Source organism: Enterobacter sp. WP_7_1 (genome assembly GCF_003688535.1).
GTDB classification, from domain to species: Bacteria; Pseudomonadota; Gammaproteobacteria; order Enterobacterales; family Enterobacteriaceae; genus Enterobacter; species Enterobacter asburiae.
In genome coordinates this window covers 58167-84354 of the sequence record NZ_REFK01000003.1, presented here as the reverse complement: position 1 = coordinate 84354, position 26188 = coordinate 58167, and the positions used below count along the sequence as shown (strand labels likewise).

Here is a 26188-nt window from a genome sequence, read left to right as displayed (position 1 = left end):
TTATGGTTCCTTTATTACCCTGCTCACGTTAAGGCATGCCGCCTGAATCAGCCCTCAACTCCGCATTTTTACAGAATAATAGCCGTTGAGGTTAGCGAAAGCTGGCATTTGTTTTACTTTTCCGGCGCATAAAGTCAAAATTAGGAATTCGTTACGCCTCAGACTGTATGCAGTCCAGCCATTCCCGTGCGATGGACCGACGAGTATACCTGAAGAAAGGACTTTTGATGCTTTTAGCAACAGCACTGTTAATAATTGGTTTACTTTTGGTGGTCTACAGTGCTGACCGTTTAGTGTTTGCTGCATCTATCCTCTGTCGCCTGACGGGCGTACCGCCTGTCGTCATCGGGATGACCGTTGTCAGCGTGGGAACGTCACTTCCTGAAATCATCGTCTCTGTCTCGGCATCGCTGCATGGTCAGTTAGACCTGGCAGTAGGTACCGCGATTGGCTCCAACATCGTCAATATACTCTTGATTTTAGGCCTGGCCGCACTGCTCCATCCATTTCGCGTGCATTCTGATGTTCTGCGCCGTGAATTGCCGCTAATGTTAATCGTAAGCCTGCTGGCAGGCTGCGTATTTTACGATGGTGTGCTGAGCTACAGCGACGGTATTTTCCTGCTGGCGCTGGCCATCATCTGGCTGCTGTATAGTGTTAAAATCGCCCGTCTGGCTGAGAAGCAGGGTCAGGATAGCCTCACGCGGGAGCAGGTCGCCGAACTGCCGCGAGAAGGCACGCTGCCTGTTGCCCTGCTCTGGCTTGGCGTTGCGCTGATCATCATGCCGATGGCAACGCGCATGGTCGTGGATAACGCGACGGTGCTGGCGAACTATTTCGCCATCAGTGAACTGACCATTGGCCTGACGGTGATTGCCATCGGCACCAGCCTGCCGGAGCTGGCCACGGCCATTGCGGGGGCACGTAAAGGTGAGGATGACATTGCCATTGGTAATATCATCGGTTCCAACATATTTAATATCGCCATTGTGATGGGCCTGCCGGCCCTGATTACGCCAGGGCCCTTTAATCCCCTGGCATTCTCACGCGACTACGGTGTGATGTTATTGGTCAGCGTGATATTTGCCCTGCTCTGCTGGCGGCGGCAAAGACAGATCGGCAAAGGAGCAGGCGCGCTGCTGACGGGTGGATTTATCGTATGGATGGCGATGCTGTACTGGCTCTCGCCTCTTCTCTCTGGGTAAACGGAAACGCATTATGTCGCAAATAGAATTGCAGCCGGGTTTTGACTTTCAGAAAGCAGGCAAAGAGGTTCTGGAGATTGAACGTGAAGGTCTGGCGCAGTTAGATCAGTACATTAATCAGGATTTTAGTCTGGCATGTGAGAAGATGTTCTACTGTGCCGGCAAAGTCGTGGTGATGGGGATGGGTAAGTCCGGCCACATTGGACGCAAAATGGCGGCAACGTTTGCCAGCACCGGAACCTCTTCCTTCTTTGTACATCCGGGGGAAGCCGCGCACGGCGACCTGGGTATGGTCACGCCGCAGGATATCGTCATCGCGCTGTCCAACTCCGGGGAGTCCAATGAAATTCTGGCGCTGATCCCGGTACTGAAGCGACTGCAGGTGCCGCTTATTTGCATGACCAGCCGTCCGGAAAGTAGCATGGCGCGGGCGGCCGATATTCACCTGTGCGTGAAAGTGCCCAAGGAGGCCTGTCCGCTCGGCCTGGCGCCGACGTCCAGCACCACCGCCGCGCTGGTCATGGGTGATGCGCTTGCCGTCGCGCTGCTCGAAGCCCGCGGTTTTACGCCGGAGGATTTCGCGCTTTCCCACCCGGGCGGCGCGCTGGGGCGCAAGCTTCTGCTTCGGGTAAACGATATTATGCACACCGGGGACGAGATCCCTCACGTCAGTAAAGAAGCCTCACTGCGTGATGCGCTGCTGGAAATCACCCGTAAGAATCTGGGTATGACGGTCGTGTGCGACGATCTGATGAAAATTCAGGGGATCTTCACCGATGGCGACCTGCGTCGCGTGTTCGACATGGGTGTAGATGTCCGCACGCTCGGCATTGCCGATGTGATGACGCCGGGCGGTATCCGCGTGCGTCCGGGAACGCTGGCAGTGGATGTGCTGAACCTGATGCAGTCCCGTCACATTACCTCAGTGATGGTTGCCGATGGCGACCAGTTGCTGGGTGTGGTACATATGCATGATCTGCTGCGCGCAGGCGTAGTGTAATGAAGGATAAGACAATGAGTAATGCGGGTGCATCCCTTGCAACCTGTTATGGACCGGTCAGCACCCAGATGATGGCGAAGGCGGAAAACATTCGTCTGCTCATCCTGGACGTGGATGGCGTACTTTCCGATGGCCTGATTTACATGGGCAATAATGGTGAAGAGCTGAAAGCGTTTAACGTTCGCGACGGCTATGGTATCCGCTGTGCGCTCACCTCGGGTATTGAGGTGGCTATCATCACCGGGCGAAAAGCTAAACTGGTAGAAGACCGCTGTGAAACCTTAGGAATTACCCATCTGTATCAGGGTCAATCCGATAAGATGGCGGCGTTTAAGGATTTACTGGGTAAACTGGCTATCGCGCCGGAAAACGTGGCCTACGTCGGGGACGATCTGATTGACTGGCCCGTGATGGCTGAAGTAGGGCTGAGCATCGCCGTTGCCGATGCGCATCCGCTGCTGATCCCGCGCGCTGACTACGTTACCCACATCAACGGAGGCCGCGGTGCCGTACGTGAAGTCTGCGATCTGCTTTTGCTGGCGCAGGGCAAGCTTGATGAGGCCAAAGGGCAATCGATATGAGTAAAACCAGACGCTGGATTATCATTTTGCTTTCGCTTGTCGCACTGGTATTGATTGGCGTGAACCTTGCCGATCGCGACGATACGCAAACGGAAGTGGTCAACAATAACGATCCAACCTATAAAAGCGATCACAGCGACACCGTGGTCTACAGCCCGGAAGGCGCGCTGAACTATCGCCTGATTGCCCAGCATGTTGAATATTTTTCAGATGACGGTATTTCGTGGTTTACCCAGCCTGTCATGACCACATTTGATAAGGACAAAGTGCCGACGTGGTCAATTAAGTCAGATCGGGCAAAACTGACAAATGACCGTATGCTTTATCTGTATGGTCACGTTGAAGTCAACGCCCTGACCGCTGACTCGCAACTGCGAAAAATTACGACGGATAATGCCCAGATTAACCTGGTAACCCAGGACGTGACCTCGCAGGATCTGGTCACACTGTATGGCACAACATTTAATTCCAGCGGTTTGAGAATGCGCGGGAACTTACGCAGCAAGAACGCCGAGCTGATTGAAAAGGTTAGAACCTCCTATGAAATTCAAAACAAACAAACTCAGCCTTAAAGTAATTATCGCCAGCGCGATGCTGGCGACCAGTCTCCCCGCGCTTGCTGTAACGGGCGATACCGACCAACCGATCCATATCGAGTCTGATACCCAGTCTCTCGATATGCAGGGCAACGTCGTCACCTTCACGGGTAACGTCGTCATGACTCAGGGCACCATCAAAATTAACGCCGACAAAGTGGTCGTGACCCGTCCGGGTGGCGAGCAGGGCAAAGAGATCATTGATGGTTACGGCAACCCGGCAACCTTCTACCAGATGCAGGACAACGGCAAGCCGGTGAAAGGCCACGCCTCGCACATGCACTACGAGCTGGCGAAGGACCTGGTCATCCTGACCGGAAATGCGTATCTGGAACAGCTGGACAGCAACATTACCGGCGACCAGATCACCTATCTGGTGAAAGAGCAAAAAATGCAGGCCTCCAGCGAGAAAGGCAAACGCGTCACAACCGTACTGGTTCCGTCGCAGCTGCAGGACAAAGGCAAAGGCCAGGCCCCGGCACAGAAGAAGAGTAACTAATTCGTTATGGCAACATTAACTGCAAAAAATCTCGCGAAGGCCTACAAGGGCCGCCGTGTCGTAGAAGATGTCAGTCTGACCGTCAACTCCGGCGAAATTGTAGGGCTGCTTGGCCCTAACGGTGCGGGTAAAACCACCACCTTCTACATGGTCGTTGGCATTGTGCCTCGCGATGCCGGCAACATTATCATTGACGATGAAGACATCAGCCTTCTGCCGCTGCACGCGCGCGCGCGTCGCGGGATCGGCTACCTGCCGCAGGAAGCCTCCATTTTCCGTCGTCTCAGCGTTTACGATAACCTGATGGCGGTCCTGCAAATTCGTAACGATCTGACCAGCGAACAGCGTCAGGATCGTGCCAACGAGCTGATGGAAGAGTTCCATATTGAGCATCTGCGCGACAGCCTCGGTCAGGCACTCTCCGGGGGTGAACGCCGCCGCGTTGAGATTGCGCGTGCGCTGGCCGCAAACCCGAAATTTATCCTTCTGGATGAACCGTTTGCGGGCGTTGACCCGATCTCGGTTATCGACATTAAACGTATCATTGAACACCTGCGTGACAGCGGGCTTGGCGTACTGATCACCGACCACAACGTCCGTGAAACGCTGGCCGTGTGTGAACGCGCGTATATTGTGAGCCAGGGCAATCTGATCGCCCACGGTACGCCGCAGCAGATCCTCGAAGACGATCATGTTAAGCGCGTCTATCTTGGGGAAGACTTCAGACTCTGATAGGGTAGAGGTAACGTAACGCCGAACCGGAGAAAAATGCTCTGAACATGAAGCAAGGTTTGCAATTAAGGCTCAGCCAACAACTGGCAATGACGCCGCAGCTACAGCAGGCAATTCGCCTGTTGCAACTGTCCACGTTAGAACTTCAGCAGGAGCTCCAGCAGGCGCTGGACAGCAACCCCCTGCTGGAACAAACCGATCTTCATGACGAGGTAGATACTCAGCAGTCACAGGATACAGAAGCGCTCGACACCGCGGATGCACTCGAACAAAAAGAGATGCCCGACGAGCTACCGCTGGATGCCAGCTGGGATGAAATCTACACCGCCGGAACTCCTTCCGGTACGCGTGCAGACTACCAGGATGATGAGCTACCGGTCTATCAGGGAGAGACCACCCAGTCGCTGCAGGATTACCTGATGTGGCAGGTGGAACTCACCCCCTTCTCGGATACCGACCGCGCGATTGCCACCTCAATTGTCGATGCCGTTGACGACACCGGCTATTTGACCGTCACGCTGGACGATATCCTGGAAAGCATGGGCGACGACGAGATTGAGCTTGAGGAAGTCGAAGCCGTACTGAAGCGCATCCAGCGTTTCGATCCGGTAGGCGTGGCCGCAAAAGATCTGCGCGACTGCCTGCTGATCCAGCTATCTCAGTTCAGCAAAGAGACGCCATGGATCGACGAGGCGCGCTTAATCATCAGCGATCATCTGGATCTGTTGGCCAACCACGATTTCCGCTCCCTGATGCGCGTCACGCGCCTGAAGGAAGAGGTGCTGAAAGAAGCGGTGAATCTGATCCAGTCGCTCGATCCGCGCCCGGGACAGTCGATCCAAACCAGCGAGCCCGAGTACGTGATCCCGGATGTGCTGGTCAGAAAACACAATGACCGCTGGGTCGTTGAACTGAACTCAGACAGCATCCCTCGCCTGCAAATCAACCAGCAGTATGCCTCCATGTGCACCAGCGCGCGTAACGACTCCGACAATCAATATATTCGCAGCAATCTTCAGGAAGCGCGATGGCTGATCAAAAGTCTGGAGAGCCGAAATGATACGCTGCTACGCGTCAGCCGCTGTATTGTCGAACAGCAGCAGGCGTTCTTTGAGCAGGGCGAAGAGTATATGAAACCGATGGTACTGGCGGATATCGCCCAGGCCGTCGAGATGCATGAATCAACCATTTCCCGTGTCACCACGCAGAAGTATCTGCATAGTCCACGCGGTATATTTGAGCTTAAGTATTTCTTCTCCAGCCATGTGAATACCGAGGGCGGCGGCGAAGCGTCGTCAACGGCCATTCGTGCCCTGGTGAAGAAGTTGATCGCCGCGGAGAACCCCGCGAAGCCACTAAGCGACAGTAAGTTAACCACCATGCTGTCCGATCAGGGTATTATGGTGGCACGTCGTACTGTTGCGAAGTATCGAGAGTCTTTATCCATTCCGCCGTCCAACCAGCGTAAACAGCTGGTTTGACACAACCGATAAGGAAGACACTATGCAGCTCAACATCACTGGACAAAACGTCGAAATTACTGAGGCATTACGCGACTTTGTGAACGCGAAGTTTGCAAAACTCGAGCAGTATTTCGAAAGGATCAATCAGGTCTATATTGTGTTGAAAGTGGAGAAAGTGACTCATATCTCGGATGCCACCCTGCATGTTAACGGGGGTGAACTGCATGCCAGTGCGGAAGGGCAAGACATGTACGCTGCTATCGACGGCTTGATTGATAAGCTTGCACGACAGCTCAATAAACATAAAGATAAACTGAAACAACACTAATTGTCCGGGCAGTTAACGGGTGCAGGACGGCCTGTTGTGAAACACAACAGGCCATTTGTACAGTTAGCGCTTAGGTGAAATTATGATGAACAACGATTCCGCTCTTCAACTGAGCAATGTCCTTAACCAGGAATGTACCCGCAGTGCGGTTCACTGCCAGAGCAAAAAACGTGCGCTGGAGATCATCAGTGAACTGGCTGCAAAACAGCTGGGCCTGCCGCCGCAGGTGGTATTCGAAGCGATTCTGACCCGTGAAAAAATGGGCAGTACCGGTATCGGCAACGGCATCGCGATCCCGCACGGCAAACTGGAAGAGGATACCCTGCGTGCCGTGGGTGTGTTTGTGCAGCTTGAAACACCCATCGCCTTCGATGCCATTGATAACCAGCCCGTCGATCTCCTCTTCGCGCTGCTGGTGCCTGCCGACCAGACGAAAACCCATCTGCATACGCTGTCGCTGGTCGCAAAACGTCTGGCCGATAAAACCATTTGCCGTCGACTGCGCTCGGCCCAAAGTGATGAAGAGCTCTATCAAATTATCACTGAAGCAGAAGGCAATCAGGATGATGCATAACCAGGAGATGGCCTTCACATCTGTTGTCCTGAGGAGAAACGGAACATGGTGCTGATGATTGTCAGTGGCCGTTCAGGGTCGGGGAAATCCGTTGCTCTGCGCGCGCTGGAAGACATGGGTTTTTACTGCGTCGATAACCTGCCGGTCGTGTTGTTACCCGACCTGGCCCGCACGCTGGCGGAGAGACAAACCTCTGCCGCCGTCAGTATCGACGTTCGTAACATGCCTGAATCGCCAGAGATCTTCGAACAGGCCATGAGCAACCTGCCTGACGCGTTCTCGCCTCAGCTGCTGTTCCTCGACGCAGACCGCAATACGCTAATCCGCCGCTACAGCGATACCCGTCGCTTGCACCCGCTATCCAGCAAGAACCTCTCTCTGGAGAGCGCTATCGATGAAGAGAGCGACCTGCTGGAGCCGCTGCGTTCTCGTGCCGACCTGATTGTCGACACCTCTGAGATGTCCGTTCACGAGCTGGCGGAAATGCTACGTACCCGGCTGTTGGGTAAACGCGAGCGCGAACTGACGATGGTGTTCGAATCCTTCGGCTTTAAGCACGGTATTCCAATCGATGCGGATTACGTTTTCGACGTGCGCTTCCTGCCGAACCCGCACTGGGATCCGAAGCTGCGTCCAATGACCGGCCTGGATAAACCCGTCGCGGCGTTCCTCGACCGGCACACAGAAGTACACAATTTTATCTACCAGACGCGAAGCTACCTTGAGCTATGGTTACCTATGCTGGAGACAAACAATCGTAGCTACCTGACGGTGGCGATTGGCTGTACCGGCGGTAAACATCGTTCGGTTTACATCGCCGAACAGCTGGCCGACTATTTCCGCTCGCGCGGGAAGAACGTTCAGTCCCGTCATCGCACGCTGGAAAAACGTAAAACATGACCGTTAAACAAACCGTTGAGATCACCAACAAGCTGGGTATGCATGCACGCCCGGCGATGAAACTGTTTGAGCTGATGCAGGGTTTCGATGCAGAGGTTCTGCTGCGGAATGACGAAGGTACCGAAGCGGAGGCGAACAGCGTGATTGCGCTGCTGATGCTGGATTCCGCCAAAGGGCGCCAGATTGAGGTAGAAGCCACCGGTCCTCAGGAAGAGGAAGCTCTGGCGGCGGTGATTGCCCTGTTTAACGCAGGGTTCGACGAAGATTAAGGTCTGCCATTCAGGCGGGTAGCGCTGCGCTTACCCGCTCTACATAAGATTATTACGCTGCATAAACCCCTCTCCACCCAGCTGATTCATCTGGCGCATAATCCACGCCTGACGGCTTCGCACGTACCCTGATGGGGCACTTGCCTTAAAGCGGATGGGGTTCGGTAACACAGCGGCCAATAGCGCCGCTTCTGACATGCTCAGACGGCTGGCTGGCTTATTGAAATACCGCTGTGCGGCAGCTTCCACGCCAAATATACCGTCGCCAAACTCAGCGACGTTGAGATAGACGGTCAGAATGCGTTTTTTGCTCCAGACCGTTTCCATTCCCAGGGTCAACCCCGCTTCCAGCCCTTTTCGCACCCAGCTTCGACCATCCCACAGAAACAGATTTTTGGCTGTCTGCTGCGACAAGGTTGACGCACCGCGCACGCGGTTTTCATGGCGTTCGTTATGGGCTAGCGCCTTCTCAATGGCCGCAACGTCGAATCCCCAGTGCTCCGGGAATTTCTGGTCCTCCGCCGCGATGACCGCCAGCCCCATGAACGGGGAGATCTCGTCCATGCTCACCCAGTCAGAGTGGGCAACGTAGCTGAAATCGCCGCTGAACCACGCGCTAAGCTGGCGCTCAACCATAACGGCAGAGAACGGAACCGGCATAATGCTGAATAAAGCCAGCCCGCCTCCCCAGAATACCGCCAGCACAAGTACGATGCGCAAGAGAAAACGTTTCACCCCTGCGCCTGCGGCAAATTTACGCCTCATTCAGTCAGCACCAGCACGCGGGCCACCAGCTTTTCAATGCCTGAGGCCGCCTCAGCGATATTGTTCGCCAGCATATACGCCGGGGTGGTGACAATTTTGTTATCTTCATCAACCACAATGTCATCAACCGGGCACGGAACGTGTTCGCCCCCCATTTCCTCCACGATCTCTGCGGTATCAATATCCGTCCCGATAGTCAGGCGCAGCGGGAAATCAAAAATCCTGGGCAGTATTGCCGGCGCGATGCAGATAAAGCCCAGCGGTTTTCCTGCCGCATGCATGGCCTGCGACAGCGCCTTTAAATGAGGATCGACCTGACACTCCGCGCCCTGCGCAGCAAAGGTACTGAGATTTTTGGCCGCGCCAAACCCACCCGGCACAATGAGCGCATCAAGCTCTGTAGGGTCTGCCTGAATAAGAGGATGGATATCACCTCGCGCAATACGCGCGGCTTCAATCAGTACATTACGGGTTTCCGCCATCGGCTCGCCGGTCAGATGATTAATCACATCCGCCTGATTTTTGTCTGGCGCAAACCAAATAACCTCTGCTCCGTGCTTTGCCAGGGCCAGCAGCGTGATTACGGCTTCATGTATCTCAGAACCATCGTAAACACCGCATCCGCTCAGCACGACACCAATCTTTTTCATCATGACAATCCTTTTCTGCAACTTGCTGAAGCACATTAATAATTTTGATTAAAACGCTATGCTTCACACATTTCACTGATTCATGTAACAAACCATTTAAGATTTGCTATCTTATCTGCGTGCGGCCTAAATTTTTCAGGCAGCGCCCTTTCGAAAATAACTTTATAAAACAGGCGCAGCCACGATTTCCCTGGTGTTGGCGCAGTATTCGCGCACCCCGGTTAAGCCGGGGTCATTTTTTTCTGGCGTCGACCCAGGCTTTAAGCACCGCCACATCGTTTTGCCACTCTTGTTTCATCTCTTCAACCCAATCACCCACGTTATCTTCCCATGCAGGTAAATCAGGCGACTGAATCTGTTGACCCAGCTGCTGCAGATGGCGTAAGCCGACCGAGCCGGCCGCACCTTTAATTTTATGTCCTTCTTCCACAATGCCCTTCTGGTCACGAGCCGTCAGGTTTGATTCCAGCACGCTCAGATAGCCCGGCATCATTTTTTCGAACACCGCCAGACCATCGGTAATCAGTTTCGGGCCAACCAGATCGATGTACTGCTCCAGCATCGCGGTATCGAGTATCGTTTGGGCTTTTGCGCTATCAACAGACGTCATGGTGCTCTCCTCTTCATCACGGGTATCCCAGAACTTCTTAATCATGGCGGTCAGAGCAGGCACCGCCAGCGGCTTGCTGAGTACATCGTCCATACCGGCATCGAGATACTCTTTTTTATCTTTCAGCACGTTCGCCGTCAGCGCCACCAGCGGCGGCAGTTCGTCGGCCGCGTACTGGCGCGTCAGCTCACGCGAGATATCCAGCCCGGTCATATCCGGCAGCTGAATATCCAGCAGGACAAGATCGTATTCGCCCGGTTTAAACATCTCCAGCGCGGCCTTACCGGTCATCGCGACATCCACGCTGTTGCCCAGTTTTTCCAGCACCGAGCGCGCCACAATTACGTTCAGCTCAATGTCTTCCACCAGCAGGACGTGCAGCGCGGGCAGCGGCATGTCGTCGTTTTCGAAGGTGTCCTCAACCTCCTCCGCCACCGCCGGCGCATGGACCGTCAGCGTGAAGGTTGACCCTTTACCCGGCTGGCTGGCAACGGTGATATCGCCCCCCATACTCTTCGCCAGCCGTTTAGAGACCGCCAGGCCAATGCCGGTTCCGGTAGCCGGTTTCCCGCCGTTGCTGTCCTTCACCTGGTAGTACATCGCGAAAATTTTGTCCTGCTCCTCCTGCGGAATACCCATCCCGGAGTCCTCCACCTCGAAGTGCAGCATATCGCCTTCGTCAAAGCGGATGCGCACCGCCACCTGCCCCTTCTGGGTAAATTTCACCGCGTTGCTGATAAGGTTCCACAGGATCTGGCGCAGACGCGTGCCGTCAGTTACCACTTTATGCGGCAGCGGCAGGGTTGGCTCCATAATAAAACGCAGTCCCTTCTGCTGCGCCTGCAGGCCGGACAGGTTTTCAAGATCGGCAAGGAAGCTGGTGAAATCAACAGGCTGATTATCAAGCTGAACTTTACGGCGCTCCATCTTATCCATATCAATAATATCGTTGAAGATATTACCCAGCGTGACCGCGGAGACATGGATAGTCTTGAGGTATTTTTCCTGCTCTGCGGTCAGGTCGGTATCCAGCAGAATACGGCTCAGCCCGACAATGCCATTAAGCGGCGTACGCAGCTCGTGGCTGATGGTGGAGATAAAGGTAGTCTTATCACGGCTGGCGCGCTCCAGGGCGTCCTGATAGCGCTTACGCTCGGTGATATCGCGGCCAAAGCCCATCAGGCCGTGGCGTTTCCCCACGCGGTCATAGTAGGGCACCTTACGGATCTCAAAGCAGGCTTTGCGTCCGTCCGGGTAATCCAGCCACTGTTCATAGGTCAGCGAGACGTTATGGCGGAATACTTTTTCGTCCGTCTCCATGACCTTGGCCGCCGCCTCTTCAGAGTAAACGTCCTGCGGCTTCAAGTTAATCAGCTGCTTCTCGCTTTTCCCGGTGAGCAGCTCCATCGCCCGGTTACAGCCGGAAAACTCTTTATCTTCATTACGGTAAAACACCAGGTCCGGCGAAGCATCGAGGAACGACCGCAGGAAAGAGGATTGCTGCTCAAGCTGGATCTGCGTGACCTCACGCTCTTTCATTTCGATCTTTAGCTGCTCCAGCGTGGCCTGACGCTCGGCTTCCGCCTTCTCACGATCGGAGATCTCCTGGTTCAGCTGCGCAATGTTGTCTTTAAGCTGGACGTTGAGCTTCAGGTCGCGTTCGCGCATCTCTTCCAGTTTATCGACCAGTTTTGACAGACGCTGACGGGACTCTTCCAGCTGTTCAACCACCACGGAAAGGAAATAGACCGCCCAGGGAGTAATGAGCAAGCCAAAGAAGATAGAGCGGATGACGTCGATACTCTCGACCTGACCATGCAGAACCATGGTGACGGCCATTTGCACAACAATGGCCAGAACGACCAGCGCCAGCGCAAGCAGCATGGAGAAACGCACCAGCCCAAGCTTCATCATCAGGTCGACGTAATACTGGGCAAGCATTCGAATTTGCTTCATAAAGGATCCCTTCACGACTTTATCGCTCAATAATACTCAAATTCAGGGCGAGGCGTTGAAGGTTGTGAGAAAAAGTGCGGGGTGAAACAGGAGATTAGCCTCGCTCCCGGTTAACCGGAAGCGAGGAGAGGTCGATCAGGAGCGTTTCAACAGCAGCCAGAGGCTGATCAGGAGGAAACTGGCGCTTGGCAGCAGCGCTCCGATTATCGGCGGAATGCCATAAACCAGCGTCAGCGGACCGAAGATCTGGTCGAGCACGTAGAACACAAAGCCGAAGCTGATACCGGTCACCACGCGTACGCCCATCGGCACGCTGCGTAACGGGCCGAAGATAAACGACAGCGCCATCAGCATCATCACCGCCACGGACATCGGCTGGAAGATTTTGCTCCACATGTTGAGCTGATAACGTCCCGCATCCTGCCCGCTCGACTTCAGGTATTTCACATAGTTGTGCAAACCGCTGATGGAGAGCGCGTCAGGGTCCAGCACAACAACACCGAGCTTATCGGGCGTCAGGTTGGTCTTCCACGTACCGGTTACCGTCTGAGAACCGGCGATCTGTTTCGGATCGGTCAGGTCAGACTCATCGACCTGGGACAAACGCCACTGCTTATGCTCGGCGTCAAATTTCGCCGAAGAGGCGTGGCGGACTGACTCCAGACGGCGCTGGTCATCGAAAGCATAGATGCTCACCCCACCCAGTTCATCATTCCCCTTCACCCGTTCGATGTAGACGAAGTTTTTACCGTCTTTCGCCCATAAACCTTGTTGAGTCGAGAGCAGCGAGCCGCCGTACATGGCCTGCGCACGGTAGTTACGCGCCATCTGTTCGCCCTGCGGCGCGACCCACTCGCCAATCGCCATGGTCAACAGCACCAGTGGGATCGCGGTTTTCATGACCGACAGCGCAACCTGCATGCGGGTAAAGCCCGAGGCCTGCATAACGACCAGCTCGCTGCGCTGCGCCAGCATTCCCAACCCCAGCAGCGCGCCCAGCAGGGCCGCCATCGGGAAGAAAATCTGCACATCTTTCGGCACGCTGAGCAGGGTATACATCCCCGCGCCCATCGCGTCATAGCTCCCCTGCCCGGCTTTTTTCAGCTGATCGACAAATTTGATAATGCCGGAGAGCGACACCAGCATGAACAACGTCATCATGATGGTGGTAAAAATGGTTTTACCGATATAGCGATCAAGAACGCCAAACGCCTGCATTAGATGGCTCCTTTACGCGAGAATCGGGCACGTATGCGGCGCACAGGCACCGTATCCCACAGGTTTAATCCCAGCGCCAGTAAGATGTACAGGCTGTTGACGAACCATGTCCAGACCATAGGGTCCAGCTTACCCTTCGCGCCGTTAGAACGAATCGAGGTTTGCAGCAGGAAATAGATCAGGTAAAGCAGCATCGCCGGCAGCATAGAGAGCACGCGTCCCTGGCGCGGGTTCACCACGCTCAGCGGCACGACAATCAGCGCCATCATAAACACGGTGAATACAAGCGTAATACGCCAGTGGAACTCAGCGCGCGCTCTGTCGGTATCGGTATTCCAGAGGGTACGCATGTCCATTTGCTCGGTATCCGTTGGATCGAGCGCCACCGCCTGGTGGCCGATAATGGCCTGATAGTTCTGGAAATCCGTAATACGGAAGTCGCGCAGCATCGCGGTGCCTTCGAAACGGGTGCCTTTGTTCAGCGTCACGATCTGAGAACCATCTTTGCGCTGAGCAAGCTGACCGGAGTCTGCAACCACCACGGAAGGACGCGCGTTACCTTTGGGACGTAACTGCGCCAGGAATACGTCGTTGAATTTACTGCCGTCAACGCTCTCAATAAACAGCACGGAGTTGCCGTCGGTCGCCTGCTGGAACTGACCCTGAGCTAAGGCTGCCATGCCGGGGTTGGCTTTCGCTTCGGCCAGCACTTCGTCCTGATGACGGGAAGACATGGGACCCGCCCACATCACATTCACCGCCGCGACAATACCCGTGAACAGCGCCAGTATCATGGCCGCTTTCACCAGTACCGCTTTGCTCAGGCCACAGGCATGCATCACCGTGATTTCACTCTCGGTGTAGAGTTTCCCAAGCGTCATGAGCAGGCCAAGGAAAAGACTTAGCGGCAGGATGAGCTGCGCCATTTCCGGGATCCCTAAACCAAGCAGGGAAAGCACCAGATTAGTTGGAATTTCGCCGTCAACGGCCGCACCGAGGATCTTAACCAGCTTCTGACAGAAAAAAATCAGCAGCAGGATGAAGAGGATCGCCAGTTGGCTTTTGAGCGTCTCCCGCACCAGATATCTTATGATTATCACTTTAAATACGCCCGTAAAAACCCGTCTCTTTGCTGGAAAATCGCTTGTTTCATGGCTTAAACGTCATTTATTCTCTTGAGTCGTCGAAATCATCGCTAAGATTAAAACATCCGGCGGATTCACGCTTCAGGACTTTTTCTGACGTGTCGAAACCGTAGTAACGTAAGATTAACACGAAGTCACCACAACAGCGGACATGAGTTACGAAAGGTTTCAATTCTATCCGTAGCTGCCGCCGTTGTCTTTAAGATTCAGGAGCGTAGTGCATGGAGTTCAGTGTAAAAAGCGGTAGCCCGGAGAAACAGCGGAGTGCCTGCATCGTTGTGGGCGTCTTTGAACCACGCCGACTCTCCCCGATCGCCGAGCAACTCGATAAAATCAGTGACGGCTATATTAGCGCCCTGCTGCGCCGTGGCGAACTGGAAGGCAAACCTGGGCAGACGCTGTTACTGCACCATGTTCCGAACGTGCTGTCAGAACGTATTCTGCTGATTGGCTGCGGCAAAGAACGCGAGCTTGATGAACGTCAGTATAAGCAGGTGATTCAGAAAACAATCAATACGCTGAATGATACCGGCTCAATGGAAGCCGTCTGCTTCCTGACGGAACTGCACGTTAAAGGGCGTAACACCTACTGGAAAGTGCGTCAGGCGGTTGAAACGGCAAAAGAGAGCCTGTACAGCTTCGATCAGCTGAAGACTAATAAAAGCGAGCCGCGTCGTCCGCTGCGTAAAATGGTCTTTAACGTGCCAACCCGTCGCGAGCTGACCAGCGGCGAACGCGCGATCCAGCACGGTCTGGCGATCGCAGCCGGCATTAAAGCGGCCAAAGATCTCGGCAACATGCCGCCTAACATCTGTAACGCTGCGTACCTGGCCTCTCAGGCGCGTCAGCTGGCCGACGCCTACAGCAAAAACGTCATTACCCGCGTCATCGGCGAACAGCAGATGAAAGAGCTGGGCATGCACTCTTACCTGGCGGTCGGTAACGGCTCGCAGAACGAATCCCTGATGTCCGTCATCGAGTACAAAGGCAATCCGTCCGAAGACGCGCGCCCGATTGTGCTCGTCGGTAAAGGCCTCACCTTCGACTCCGGCGGTATCTCCATCAAGCCTGCCGAAGGCATGGATGAGATGAAGTACGACATGTGCGGCGCGGCGGCGGTTTACGGCGTGATGCGCATGGTCGCGGAACTACAGTTGCCTATCAACGTGATCGGCGTTCTGGCGGGCTGCGAAAACATGCCTGGCGGGCGCGCCTATCGTCCAGGTGACGTTCTGACCACCATGTCCGGCCAGACCGTTGAAGTGCTGAACACCGACGCCGAAGGCCGTCTGGTACTCTGTGACGTGCTGACCTACGTTGAGCGCTTCGAGCCGGAAGCGGTGATTGACGTCGCTACCCTCACCGGAGCCTGTGTGATTGCGCTGGGTCACCACATCACCGGCCTGATGTCGAACCACAACCCGCTGGCGCACGAGCTTATTGGTGCCTCAGAGCAGGCCGGGGACCGCGCATGGCGTCTGCCGCTGGGTGACGAGTATCAGGATCAGCTGGAGTCTAACTTTGCGGATATGGCGAACATTGGCGGACGTCCTGGCGGTGCGATCACCGCGGGCTGCTTCCTGGCACGCTTCACACGCAAGTACAACTGGGCGCACCTGGATATCGCGGGCACCGCATGGCGCTCCGGTAAAGCCAAAGGCGCCACCGGTCGTCCAGTGGCGCTGCTGTCGCAGTTCCTGCTCAATCGTGCGGGTTTTAACGGCGACGAGTAAGTCAAAACGGCAGTAAACCGTAGGCCGGGTAAGGCGAAGCCGCCACCCGGCTTAAGTATTTAAAGTGAGCACAAGAAGCCCCATATATGAAGAATGCAACGTTCTACCTTCTGGACAACGACACCCATCAGGATGGCCTCAGCGCCGTCGAACAGCTGGTGTGTGAAATTGCCGCAGAACGTTGGCGCGCAGGTAAACGCGTTCTGATTGCCTGTGAAGATGAACAGCAGGCGATTCGCCTGGATGAAGCGCTGTGGGCGCGCCCGCCGGAGAGTTTTGTGCCGCATAATCTGTCGGGCGAAGGCCCGCGCGGCGGTGCACCGGTTGAAATTGCCTGGCCGCAAAAGCGCAACAGCAGCGCGCGCGATATTCTGATTAGCCTGCGGATAGATTTTGCAGATTTTGCCACCGCTTTCACAGAAGTGGTAGACTTTGTCCCTTACGAAGAATCTTTGAAACAACTGGCGCGCGAACGCTATAAAGCGTACCGCCTGGCTGGTTTTAACCTGAATACGGCAACCTGGAAATAATGGAAAAGACATATAACCCACGCGATATCGAACAGCCGCTTTACGAGCACTGGGAACAGCAGGGCTATTTCAAGCCTAACGGCGACGAAAGCAAAGAGTCCTTCTGCATCATGATCCCGCCGCCGAACGTCACCGGCAGTTTGCATATGGGTCATGCTTTCCAGCAGACCATCATGGACACCATGATCCGCTACCAGCGCATGCAGGGTAAAAACACCCTGTGGCAGGCGGGGACTGACCACGCGGGTATCGCGACCCAGATGGTGGTTGAGCGTAAAATTGCCGCTGAAGAAGGAAAAACCCGCCACGACTACGGTCGCGACGCGTTCATCGACAAAATCTGGCAGTGGAAGGCGGAATCCGGCGGCACCATTACTCGTCAGATGCGCCGTCTCGGTAACTCCGTGGACTGGGAGCGCGAGCGCTTCACCATGGACGAAGGCCTGTCCAACGCCGTTAAAGAAGTCTTCGTCCGCCTGTACAAAGAAGACCTGATTTACCGCGGCAAACGCCTGGTAAACTGGGATCCGAAACTGCGCACCGCCATCTCTGACCTGGAAGTGGAAAACCGAGAGTCTAAAGGCTCCATGTGGCACATCCGCTATCCGCTGGCCGATGGCGCAAAAACCGCCGACGGTAAAGATTACCTGGTGGTTGCAACGACCCGTCCGGAAACCCTGCTGGGCGATACCGGCGTGGCCGTTAACCCGGAAGATCCGCGTTATAAAGATCTGATCGGCAAATTCGTGGTGCTGCCGCTGGTAAACCGCCGTATTCCGATTGTGGGCGACGAACACGCCGATATGGAAAAAGGCACCGGCTGCGTAAAAATCACCCCTGCGCACGACTTCAACGACTATGAAGTCGGCCGTCGTCACGCCCTGCCGATGATCAACATCCTGACCTTTGACGGTGATATCCGTGAAAGCGCAGAAGTTTACGACACCAAAGGCAACGAATCCGACGTCTACTCCAGCGACATCCCGGCTGAGTTCCAGAAGCTGGAGCGTTTTGCCGCGCGTAAAGCCATCGTGGCAGCCGTTGACGCGCTTGGCCTGCTGGAAGAGATCAAACCTCACGATCTGACCGTGCCGTACGGCGACCGTGGCGGCGTGGTTATCGAGCCAATGCTGACCGACCAGTGGTACGTGCGTGCCGACGTGCTGGCGAAACCGGCTGTCGAAGCGGTTGAAAACGGCAGCATTCAGTTCGTGCCGAAGCAGTACGAAAACATGTACTTCTCCTGGATGCGTGACATTCAGGACTGGTGTATCTCCCGTCAGCTGTGGTGGGGCCACCGTATCCCGGCGTGGTACGACAACGAAGGCAACGTTTACGTTGGCCGTAGCGAAGACGAAGTGCGTCAGGAAAACAACCTGAGCGCGGACATTGCGCTGCGTCAGGACGAAGACGTGCTGGACACCTGGTTCTCCTCCGCGCTGTGGACCTTCTCCACCCTCGGCTGGCCAGAAAACACCGACGCGCTGCGTCAGTTCCACCCAACCAGCGTGATGGTTTCCGGCTTCGACATTATCTTCTTCTGGATTGCCCGCATGATCATGATGACCATGCACTTCATCAAAGACGAAGACGGCAAGCCGCAGGTTCCGTTCCATACCGTCTACATGACCGGTCTGATCCGCGACGACGAAGGCCAGAAGATGTCCAAGTCCAAGGGTAACGTGATCGACCCGCTGGACATGGTTGACGGTATCTCTCTGGAAGATCTGCTGGAAAAACGTACCGGCAACATGATGCAGCCGCAGCTGGCTGAGAAAATCCGCAAGCGCACCGAGAAGCAGTTCCCGAACGGGATCGAGTCTCACGGTACCGACGCCCTGCGCTTCACCCTGGCGGCACTGGCCTCTACCGGTCGTGACATCAACTGGGACATGAAGCGTCTGGAAGGTTACCGTAACTTCTGTAACAAACTGTGGAACGCCAGCCGCTTCGTGCTGATGAATACCGAAGATCAGGATTGCGGCTTCAACGGCGGCGAGATGAAGCTGTCTCTGGCAGACCGCTGGATCCTGGCGGAATTCAACCAGACGGTGAAAGCGTTCCGCGAGGCGCTGGACAGCTACCGCTTCGATATCGCCGCGGGCATCCTTTACGAATTCACCTGGAACCAGTTCTGCGACTGGTATCTGGAGCTGGCGAAGCCGGTGATGAACGGCGGTACAGAGGCGGAACTGCGCGGCACGCGCAACACGCTGATTACCGTTCTGGAAGGTCTGCTGCGCCTGGCGCATCCGGTCATTCCATTTATCACCGAAACCATCTGGCAGCGCGTGAAGGTGATTGCAGGCATCAACGCCGATACCATCATGCTGCAGCCGTTCCCGGAATTCGATGCGGCTAAGGTTGATGAAGCGGCGTCCGCGGATACCGAGTGGCTGAAACAGGCGATCGTCGCGGTACGTAACATCCGTGCTGAAATGAACATCGCCCCTGGCAAACCGCTGGAGCTGCTGCTTCGTGGCTGCAGCGAGGCTGCCGTTCGTCGCGTCACCGAGAACAACACTTTCCTGAAAACCATGGCACGTCTGGAAAGCATCACCGTGCTGCCTGCGGATGATAAAGGTCCGGTTTCCGTGACCAAAATCATCGACGGCGCCGAGCTGCTGATCCCGATGGCGGGCCTGATCGACAAAGACGCCGAGCTGGCTCGTCTGGCGAAAGAAGTGGCGAAAGTCGACGTGGAAATTGGCAAAATCGAAAGCAAGCTGGCGAACGAAGGCTTTGTCGCCCGCGCGCCGGAAGCGGTCATCGCGAAAGAGCGTGAGCGTCTGGTTGCTTTCGCCGATGCGAAGACCAAGCTGATTGAGCAGCAGGCGGTTATCGCAGCCCTGTAATGCTTTTACCCCTTACGCTTCAGGGCGTAAGGGGTATCCTTCCTGAAAACTCCTCGCTTGCACTCCCCTTTCTGCGGTGCTATTAACAGCAGTTATGTGTCAATTTTTGTTATGAGTAATGCTATGAGCGTGATTACCCCCGTCGCGACGACGATGCGTCGGATCACTGAGCAGGATAATCCGGCTATCGCCGCCGTAATCCGCACCGTTTCTGCCGAATATGGCCTGACGGCTGACAAAGGCTACACGGTTGCTGACCCGAACCTGGACGAGCTTTACCAGCTCTACAGCCAGCCAGGGCATGCCTACTGGGTAATCGAGCAGAACGGCCGGGTGGTGGGCGGCGGCGGCGTGGCGCCCCTCAGCTGCAGCGAGCCGGATATCTGTGAGCTGCAGAAAATGTATTTCCTGCCAACGGCGCGCGGGCAAGGACTGGCAAAAAAGCTGGCGCTGATTGCGCTGGACCACGCGCGTAAGCAGGGTTTTACCCGCTGCTACCTTGAAACCACCGCTTTCCTCAAAGAGGCCATCGGCCTGTATGAACATCTGGGCTTTGAGCATATCGATGCGCCGCTGGGCTGTACCGGCCACGTTGATTGCGAAGTCAGGATGCTGAAAAGTCTGTAACTTTCGTTCCTGCCCTCTTCTGTTAAGCGGCTGTAAACTGAATGCTCTACACTCTCAGTTCACACCATAACGGGGGAAACACGATGTCGAAGATAAAAAGCTACGCCGCACCGCAGGCGGGTGCAGAACTTGAGCTGTACGAGTACGATGCGGGCGAACTAAAAGCAGAAGACGTCGAAGTACAGGTTGATTACTGCGGGATCTGCCACTCGGATCTCTCGATGATCGACAACGAATGGGGCTTCTCGAGCTATCCGCTGGTTGCCGGGCACGAAGTCATTGGCCGCGTCGTGGCGCTCGGTAGCGCCGCGCAGGACAAAGGGCTGAAAGTGGGCCAGCGCGTGGGCATTGGCTGGACGGCACGCAGCTGTGGTCATTGCGATGCCTGTATCAGCGGCAATCAGATCAACTGCCTCGAAGGCGCCATTCCCACCATTCTGAACAAGGGCGGTTTTGCCGATAAGCTGCGCGCCGACTGGCAATGGGTCATCCCGCTGCCGGACAGCATTGATATCGAATCCGCTGGTCCGCTGCTGTGCGGCGGTATCACCGTCTTTAAACCCCTGCTGATGCACCATATCACCGCCACCAGCCGCGTGGGCGTGATCGGTATTGGCGGTCTGGGGCATATCGCCATCAAGCTGCTGCACGCGATGGGCTGTGAAGTCACGGCGTTTAGCTCGAACCCGGCGAAAGAGAAAGAAGTGCTGGCGATGGGTGCGGATAAAGTCGTAAACAGCCGCGATCCTGAAGCGCTGAACGCGCTGGCTGGGCAGTTTGACCTGATCATCAACACCGTTAACGTGGATCTCGACTGGCAGCCGTACTTTGAAGCACTGGCCTACGGCGGCAACTTCCATACCGTAGGTGCCGTAATGAAGCCGCTGCCGGTTCCGGCGTTTACCCTGATCGGCGGCGATCGCAGCGTGTCAGGCTCCGCGACCGGTACGCCGTTTGAGTTGCGCAAGCTGATGAAGTTTGCCGGACGCACCAAAGTGGCGCCGACCACCGAACTGTATCCGATGTCGAAAATCAACGAAGCGATCCAGCACGTGCGTGACGGCAAAGCCCGCTACCGCGTGGTGTTGAAAGCGGATTTTTGATGTGACATTGCCGGGGAATGTGCGGCCTGATGCCCTCACCCCAACCCTCTCCCACTGGGAGAGGGCGCAAACACTAAAAACGGTAACGATTGTTACCGTTTTGCTTCTACCATGGCCTTAAACACCTCTGCCACCGCGACCGCCCCCGGGTCCATTACCCCGTCCAGATTCTCTTTATTCACATACGACGAGCGCCCTGCACCGGCTTTCTCCATTTTCGCCGTTGCCTCTGCCCCCTGCTGTGCCGCCTGCACTGCCTCCTGAAGATCGCCTTTCTGCAACGCCTCCAGCGCCGGCTGTAGCGCGTCGATCAGGGTACGATCGCCGAGATCTGCCCCGCCGTACTGCTTCATCTGCGCCAGCCCGCCGAGCAATGCCTCCGGTAGCGGCAGTCCATCGTGAAGCTTTTGCCCGGCTGCGGTGAAGAAGATCGACATCAGCACCCCGCTCGATCCGCCCATCACCGTGGCCAGCCGCTCGCCCACCAGCAGCAGCAGCGTCGATACGTTATCAAGCGGGAGCTTGCGATCCTCCAGGCGCTGCGCAATATCCCGCGCGCCTTGCGCAAAGGTAGAGCCGGTATCACCGTCACCCACTTTGGCATCCAGCGCGTTCAGTCGGTTTTCCAGCTGGAGCAGCGTGCTGGTCACCGTGGAGACATATTCGCCCACCCGCAGATTGTCCGACGGGGTGTATTCCACGCGGTCGTGGATGGCGCTATGCGCCACGGTGCGCAGTGGCGCAAACGCCACGGGCTTCTGCCAGCCCAGCGTCTCGACCTCGGCGTGAATCGCCTTTTCGAAGAAATCATTAAGCTTCAGAAGCGTGAGCGAAAAGCCCTTCATGTCCAGCGCGCTCACCAGCGGCGCGGGGCCTATCAGGTACGCGATCTCCTCTTTCAGCGCCGAATGCGCCAGCTCTTTGGTCAGCAGCGCCATTTCGAGCGCCGATACGCCGCCAAGATTGTTAATCAATACCGCAAACCGCCCCTCACCCGCCTGCGCGCGTAACGGCGTCACCAGCGTGTCGATAATGGCTTTGCTGTTCTGCGTATCCACGACGGACGCCCCCGGCTCGCCGTGAATGCCCAGACCCAGCTCAACATGGCCTTGCTTAATGCGCCCCTCTTCCTCGTCGCTGCCCGGCAGGTTGCACGTTTGCATTGCGACGCCCAGGCTCCACAGGTTGTCGCAGGCCTGTTGCGCAATATCCCGCACCTCACTCAACGATTTCCCGTGCTCCGCCGCATAGCCCGCGACCTTATGCACCAGTGCCGTACCGGCAATACCGCGCGGCTGTTTGTTATCCGGCAGCGCGATATCATCCGCCACGATCACCATCTCCACCTTGAGGCCGTAGCGTTTGGCCTTTTCTGCCGCCAGGCCAAAGTTCAGGCGATCGCCGGTGTAGTTTTTGACGATCAGCAGACAGCCGCGATCGCCCGTGACCGCCACAATGGCATTCAGCACCGCATCCACGCTCGGCGAGGCAAACAGATCGCCACACACTGCCGCCGTCAGCATCCCTTTGCCGACAAACCCGGCGTGCGCGGGTTCGTGGCCTGAACCGCCGCCGGAGATCACCGCTACGCGGCTTTTGTCCCAGTCGCCGCGCGCGACGATCCTGATGGCCGGATCGATATCAAGTTTGACGAGGTTTGCGTGTGGCGCAGAAAGCAGTATGCCTTCAATGGCATCGTTGACCAGCTGTTTGCGATCGTTAAAGAAGAATCTGGACATAGTTTCCCACTATTTTGTGAACCGTATGCAAAAGCATAGTCCGCACTGGATAATGCGCCGCAAAGTCAGGAATTTACTCAACCAAATTGCTATCAGGTTGCCTATACTCCACCCAGGACAAAGAGAGGAAGCGCATCATGAGTACACCATTGTTAATTGCCCGGACGCTGGAAAAAGAGCTGTATTTACTGCCCGCGATGGCGAACCGCCACGGTCTGATCACCGGAGCGACCGGGACGGGGAAAACCGTCACCCTGCAAAAGCTGGCGGAATCGCTTTCGGAGATTGGCGTACCGGTCTTTATGGCTGACGTGAAAGGCGATTTAACCGGTGTGGCTCAGGAAGGGACGGCCTCTGAAAAACTGCTCGAACGGCTGAAGAATATTGGCATCACGGACTGGACGCCGCATAACAATCCGGTGGTGGTGTGGGATATCTTTGGTGAGAAAGGCCATCCGGTGCGTGCAACCGTCTCCGATCTCGGCCCGCTGCTGCTGGCCCGTCTGCTTAACCTCAACGACGTGCAGTCCGGCGTGCTGAATATTATCTTCCGCATTGCCGACGATCAGGGACTGCTGCTGCTTGATTTTAAAGATCTGCGCGCCATTACCCAGTACATCGGCGATAACGCCAAATCCTTCCAGAACCAGTACGGCAATATCAGCAGCGCCTCGGTGGGCGCCATTCAGCGTGGGTTGCTGACTCTGGAGCAACAGGGTGCCGAACACTTCTTCGGCGAGCCGATGCTGGATATCAAAGACTGGATGCGCACCGACAGCAGCGGCAAAGGCATCATCAACATTCTGAGCTCCGAGAAGCTCTATCAGATGCCAAAGCTCTACGCTGCCAGCCTGCTGTGGATGCTCTCCGAACTGTACGAGCAGTTACCGGAAGCGGGCGACCTGGAAAAACCGAAGCTGGTGTTCTTCTTTGACGAAGCGCACCTTCTGTTTAACGACGCGCCGCAGGTATTGCTGGATAAAATTGAACAGGTCATTCGCCTGATCCGCTCCAAAGGGGTCGGCGTCTGGTTTGTTTCACAAAACCCGTCGGATATCCCGGATAACGTGCTCGGCCAGCTTGGTAACCGCGTGCAGCACGCCCTGCGCGCCTTTACGCCGAAGGATCAAAAAGCGGTGAAAGCCGCCGCGCAAACCATGCGCGCCAATCCTGCCTTTGATACCGAAGCGGCGATTCAGGCGTTAGGCACCGGTGAAGCGCTGATCTCGTTCCTGGATGCGAAGGGCAGCCCGTCCGTGGTGGAACGCGCCATGGTGATCGCGCCCTGCTCGCGCATGGGGCCGGTTACCGACGATGAACGTAACGGCCTGATTAACCACTCTCCGGTTTACGGGAAGTACGAGGACGAGGTGGATCGCGAATCCGCGTTCGAGATGCTGCAAAAGGGGGTGCAGGCGACCACCGAATCGCAGGATGCGCCTGCCGCTAAAGGGCAGTCTGTCGCCGTGGATGACGGTATTCTCGGGGGGCTCAAAGACATTCTGTTCGGCAGCACCGGGCCGCGCGGCGGCAAGCGCGACGGCGTGGTACAAACCATGGCGAAAAGCGCGGCGCGACAGGTCACCAATCAGATAGTGCGCGGCATGCTGGGGAGTCTGTTAGGCGGCCGTCGCCGGTAGACGGGGAATCCACGGGCGGCCAAGCGCCGAACCCTGCACGCCGTTCTCCTGCAGATAACGGTCGATTTCCACCATCCCCGTCCAGCGGTTCTCACACCATAGCGGTGCCAGAAGCGTTGGACGGCGGGCGCTGGCCGAGATGCGGTGGTAGACGATTTCCGGCGGCGTGTGGCGAATCATCTCCCCCGCCGTCACCGTATAGTCCTCAAGCTCAATTCCGCTTAACCGCCCCGCTTCCCATGCTTTCGCCATAATGCTTCCCGTAACGATATGCAGCGGGTGCAGCTTAATGCCGTCCACGCCGGTCTCAACCACCTTTTCCAGCGTTTCAAGGCCATGCTGTTGACCTTCACCGGGTAACCCAACAATCAGGTGTGAACAGACCTTCAGCCCTCGCTCACGGGCCAGGCGCGTGGTGCGCTGGTAGCAGGCAAAATCATGGCCACGGTTAATGCGGTGCAGGGTTTTGTCGTGCGCGGTTTGCAGGCCCAGCTCCAGCCAGATCTCGTAGCCTTGTTCTTTGTACTCGCTGAGCAGGTCCAGCACTGCGTCCGGCACGCAGTCCGGGCGCGTGCCCACGCACAGCCCAACGATGTTAGCCTGGCTGACGGCCTGCTGATACATAGCGCGCAGCACCTGCGCCTCCGCCCACGTGCTGGTGTAGGCCTGGAAATAGGCCAGATACTGCTTCGCGCGGTTCACCAGGCTGGCCTGATGGGCGAGCTGTTCCGCGATAGATTTATGCTGCTGGGCTTCGTCAGCAAAGGACGCTACGTTACAGAAGGTGCAGCCGCCGCGCCCGATGGTGCCATCGCGATTCGGGCAGCTAAACCCGCCGTGCAGCGTCAGCTTATGAACCTTTTGCCCGTACCGCTGCAAAAGATCCCCACCAAACATATTGACTAATTTCTGTAACTGCATAATCTGATAGACCGTCCCGGAGAAAGGGGACAAGCCTGCCACTTTTAGCCTCTGTCGGCGATGACCTGGATCAATCGCCCTGGACGGCCTTTATCTATATGAATAAATACTCAGGATTACTGCAATTTCATTCACGCTATCCGTGATTACTTTTCCTTATGTTCTGATTGTTTTTTTCATTTATAGCGCCACCACTGAAAAACAGTGGCTTTATGCGGGTTTGCAGCCAATGCCAGATTATTATTCTGCTATAAAACGGCTATTCAGCACGCTACATTGATAATACCGCTTTCATATAGTGAGTCAGATCACACTCCGCTGCGTCCTGCCAGGGCATACAATCAATGTAAAAATAGTTAAATACCCTTTAATTACAATCAGATAAACTCTCTTTAGCACATTTTTGTATAAATAAGATTGCCATTTGACCTGTGTACCAATTCCCGATAAGTTGGAAATCCGCTGGAAGCTTTCTGGATGAGCGGCCTGCTCATCATATTTATGCAGTAATTGAGATTCCCTCTGAAGCAAGTCCTCAAACTTGTTTAC

At 55.8% G+C, this 26188-nt stretch carries 24 protein-coding genes; 17 read left to right on the top strand and 7 right to left on the bottom strand.

From position 1 onward, the window contains the following. Positions 1-227 precede the first annotated feature (227 nt). The 11 genes from BJ885_RS13500 to npr all read left to right on the top strand — a co-directional run bounded on the left by BJ885_RS13500 (position 228) and on the right by npr (position 8147). Entirely contained in the window at positions 228-1205 is a 978-nt protein-coding gene (locus BJ885_RS13500; RefSeq protein ID WP_047646430.1) for a calcium/sodium antiporter, read from the top strand. 13 nt (positions 1206-1218) lie between these two features. After that, on the top strand, positions 1219-2205 hold the full coding sequence (gene kdsD, locus BJ885_RS13495) for an arabinose-5-phosphate isomerase KdsD (RefSeq protein WP_023333606.1): 987 nt from the start codon (positions 1219-1221) through the stop codon (positions 2203-2205). 14 nt (positions 2206-2219) lie between these two features. Then, positions 2220-2786: a 3-deoxy-manno-octulosonate-8-phosphatase KdsC gene (gene kdsC / locus BJ885_RS13490; RefSeq protein WP_023309356.1), complete on the top strand. Its 567-nt coding sequence runs from the start codon at positions 2220-2222 to the stop codon at positions 2784-2786. After that, a complete protein-coding gene (gene lptC / locus BJ885_RS13485; protein ID WP_023309357.1) occupies positions 2783-3358 on the top strand; it encodes an LPS export ABC transporter periplasmic protein LptC in 576 nt (191 codons plus the stop codon). The genes kdsC and lptC overlap by 4 nt, the downstream gene beginning before the upstream one ends. Then, positions 3327-3881, top strand: coding sequence for a lipopolysaccharide ABC transporter substrate-binding protein LptA (gene lptA / locus BJ885_RS13480; RefSeq protein WP_023309358.1), 555 nt, complete (start codon positions 3327-3329; stop codon positions 3879-3881). Before lptC ends, lptA begins: the two co-directional genes overlap by 32 nt. 6 nt (positions 3882-3887) lie before the next feature. Next, positions 3888-4613: an LPS export ABC transporter ATP-binding protein gene (gene lptB / locus BJ885_RS13475; RefSeq protein WP_023309359.1), complete on the top strand. Its 726-nt coding sequence runs from the start codon at positions 3888-3890 to the stop codon at positions 4611-4613. A gap of 47 nt (positions 4614-4660) precedes the next feature. After that, positions 4661-6094, top strand: coding sequence for an RNA polymerase factor sigma-54 (gene rpoN, locus BJ885_RS13470; RefSeq protein WP_023309360.1), 1434 nt, complete (start codon positions 4661-4663; stop codon positions 6092-6094). 22 nt (positions 6095-6116) lie between these two features. After that, on the top strand, positions 6117-6404 hold the full coding sequence (hpf, locus tag BJ885_RS13465; RefSeq protein ID WP_008501444.1) for a ribosome hibernation promoting factor: 288 nt from the start codon (positions 6117-6119) through the stop codon (positions 6402-6404). A gap of 82 nt (positions 6405-6486) precedes the next feature. After that, entirely contained in the window at positions 6487-6978 is a 492-nt protein-coding gene (gene ptsN / locus BJ885_RS13460; RefSeq protein ID WP_008501443.1) for a PTS IIA-like nitrogen regulatory protein PtsN, read from the top strand. A gap of 45 nt (positions 6979-7023) precedes the next feature. Next, positions 7024-7878 (top strand): RNase adapter RapZ, encoded by an 855-nt coding sequence (rapZ, locus tag BJ885_RS13455; protein ID WP_014885397.1) that lies wholly within the window; start codon positions 7024-7026, stop codon positions 7876-7878. Beyond that, positions 7875-8147, top strand: a complete 273-nt coding sequence (gene npr, locus BJ885_RS13450) for a PTS phosphocarrier protein NPr (RefSeq protein WP_003861872.1) — start codon at positions 7875-7877, stop codon at positions 8145-8147. The genes rapZ and npr overlap by 4 nt, the downstream gene beginning before the upstream one ends. Positions 8148-8186: 39 nt before the next feature. On the opposite strand, the gene mtgA is transcribed toward npr, so the two are convergent. From mtgA to lptF, 5 genes are all read right to left on the bottom strand, one after another. Next, on the bottom strand, positions 8187-8912 hold the full coding sequence (gene mtgA, locus BJ885_RS13445; protein ID WP_029739613.1) for a monofunctional biosynthetic peptidoglycan transglycosylase: 726 nt from the start codon (positions 8910-8912) through the stop codon (positions 8187-8189). Continuing rightward, positions 8909-9562: an isoprenoid biosynthesis glyoxalase ElbB gene (gene elbB, locus BJ885_RS13440; protein WP_121932328.1), complete on the bottom strand. Its 654-nt coding sequence runs from the start codon at positions 9560-9562 to the stop codon at positions 8909-8911. The genes mtgA and elbB overlap by 4 nt, the downstream gene beginning before the upstream one ends. A 232-nt stretch (positions 9563-9794) precedes the next feature. Then, positions 9795-12128 (bottom strand): aerobic respiration two-component sensor histidine kinase ArcB, encoded by a 2334-nt coding sequence (gene arcB / locus BJ885_RS13435; protein WP_029739611.1) that lies wholly within the window; start codon positions 12126-12128, stop codon positions 9795-9797. A gap of 135 nt (positions 12129-12263) precedes the next feature. Next, positions 12264-13346 (bottom strand): LPS export ABC transporter permease LptG, encoded by a 1083-nt coding sequence (gene lptG, locus BJ885_RS13430; RefSeq protein WP_121932123.1) that lies wholly within the window; start codon positions 13344-13346, stop codon positions 12264-12266. Continuing rightward, the gene (lptF, locus tag BJ885_RS13425; RefSeq protein WP_024906345.1) at positions 13346-14446 is read right to left on the bottom strand and encodes an LPS export ABC transporter permease LptF; all 1101 of its coding nucleotides are present in this window, start codon (positions 14444-14446) and stop codon (positions 13346-13348) included. The genes lptG and lptF overlap by 1 nt, the downstream gene beginning before the upstream one ends. A 266-nt stretch (positions 14447-14712) precedes the next feature. On the opposite strand from lptF, the gene pepA reads away from it, so the two are divergent. From pepA to BJ885_RS13395, 5 genes are all read left to right on the top strand, one after another. Further along, on the top strand, positions 14713-16224 hold the full coding sequence (gene pepA, locus BJ885_RS13415) for a leucyl aminopeptidase (RefSeq protein ID WP_023309366.1): 1512 nt from the start codon (positions 14713-14715) through the stop codon (positions 16222-16224). Positions 16225-16310: 86 nt separating this feature from the next. Next, positions 16311-16754: a DNA polymerase III subunit chi gene (holC, locus tag BJ885_RS13410; protein WP_008502815.1), complete on the top strand. Its 444-nt coding sequence runs from the start codon at positions 16311-16313 to the stop codon at positions 16752-16754. Further along, positions 16754-19609, top strand: coding sequence for a valine--tRNA ligase (locus BJ885_RS13405; RefSeq protein ID WP_121932122.1), 2856 nt, complete (start codon positions 16754-16756; stop codon positions 19607-19609). The genes holC and BJ885_RS13405 overlap by 1 nt, the downstream gene beginning before the upstream one ends. 123 nt (positions 19610-19732) lie before the next feature. Continuing rightward, positions 19733-20236 (top strand): GNAT family N-acetyltransferase, encoded by a 504-nt coding sequence (locus BJ885_RS13400; RefSeq protein WP_029739608.1) that lies wholly within the window; start codon positions 19733-19735, stop codon positions 20234-20236. Positions 20237-20319: 83 nt separating this feature from the next. Beyond that, positions 20320-21339: an NAD(P)-dependent alcohol dehydrogenase gene (locus BJ885_RS13395; RefSeq protein WP_121932121.1), complete on the top strand. Its 1020-nt coding sequence runs from the start codon at positions 20320-20322 to the stop codon at positions 21337-21339. Between the two features lie 92 nt (positions 21340-21431). Here the strand turns inward: BJ885_RS13395 and BJ885_RS13390 are convergent, their stop codons facing one another. Then, the gene (locus BJ885_RS13390) at positions 21432-23078 is read right to left on the bottom strand and encodes a dihydroxyacetone kinase subunit DhaK (protein ID WP_121932120.1); all 1647 of its coding nucleotides are present in this window, start codon (positions 23076-23078) and stop codon (positions 21432-21434) included. Between the two features lie 137 nt (positions 23079-23215). On the opposite strand from BJ885_RS13390, the gene BJ885_RS13385 reads away from it, so the two are divergent. Next, entirely contained in the window at positions 23216-24718 is a 1503-nt protein-coding gene (locus BJ885_RS13385) for a helicase HerA-like C-terminal domain-containing protein (RefSeq protein WP_023309371.1), read from the top strand. On the opposite strand, the gene BJ885_RS13380 is transcribed toward BJ885_RS13385, so the two are convergent. After that, positions 24698-25639, bottom strand: a complete 942-nt coding sequence (locus BJ885_RS13380; RefSeq protein ID WP_121424786.1) for a TIGR01212 family radical SAM protein — start codon at positions 25637-25639, stop codon at positions 24698-24700. The two genes, BJ885_RS13385 and BJ885_RS13380, sit on opposite strands and share 21 nt — an antisense overlap. Positions 25640-26188: the final 549 nt, after the last annotated feature.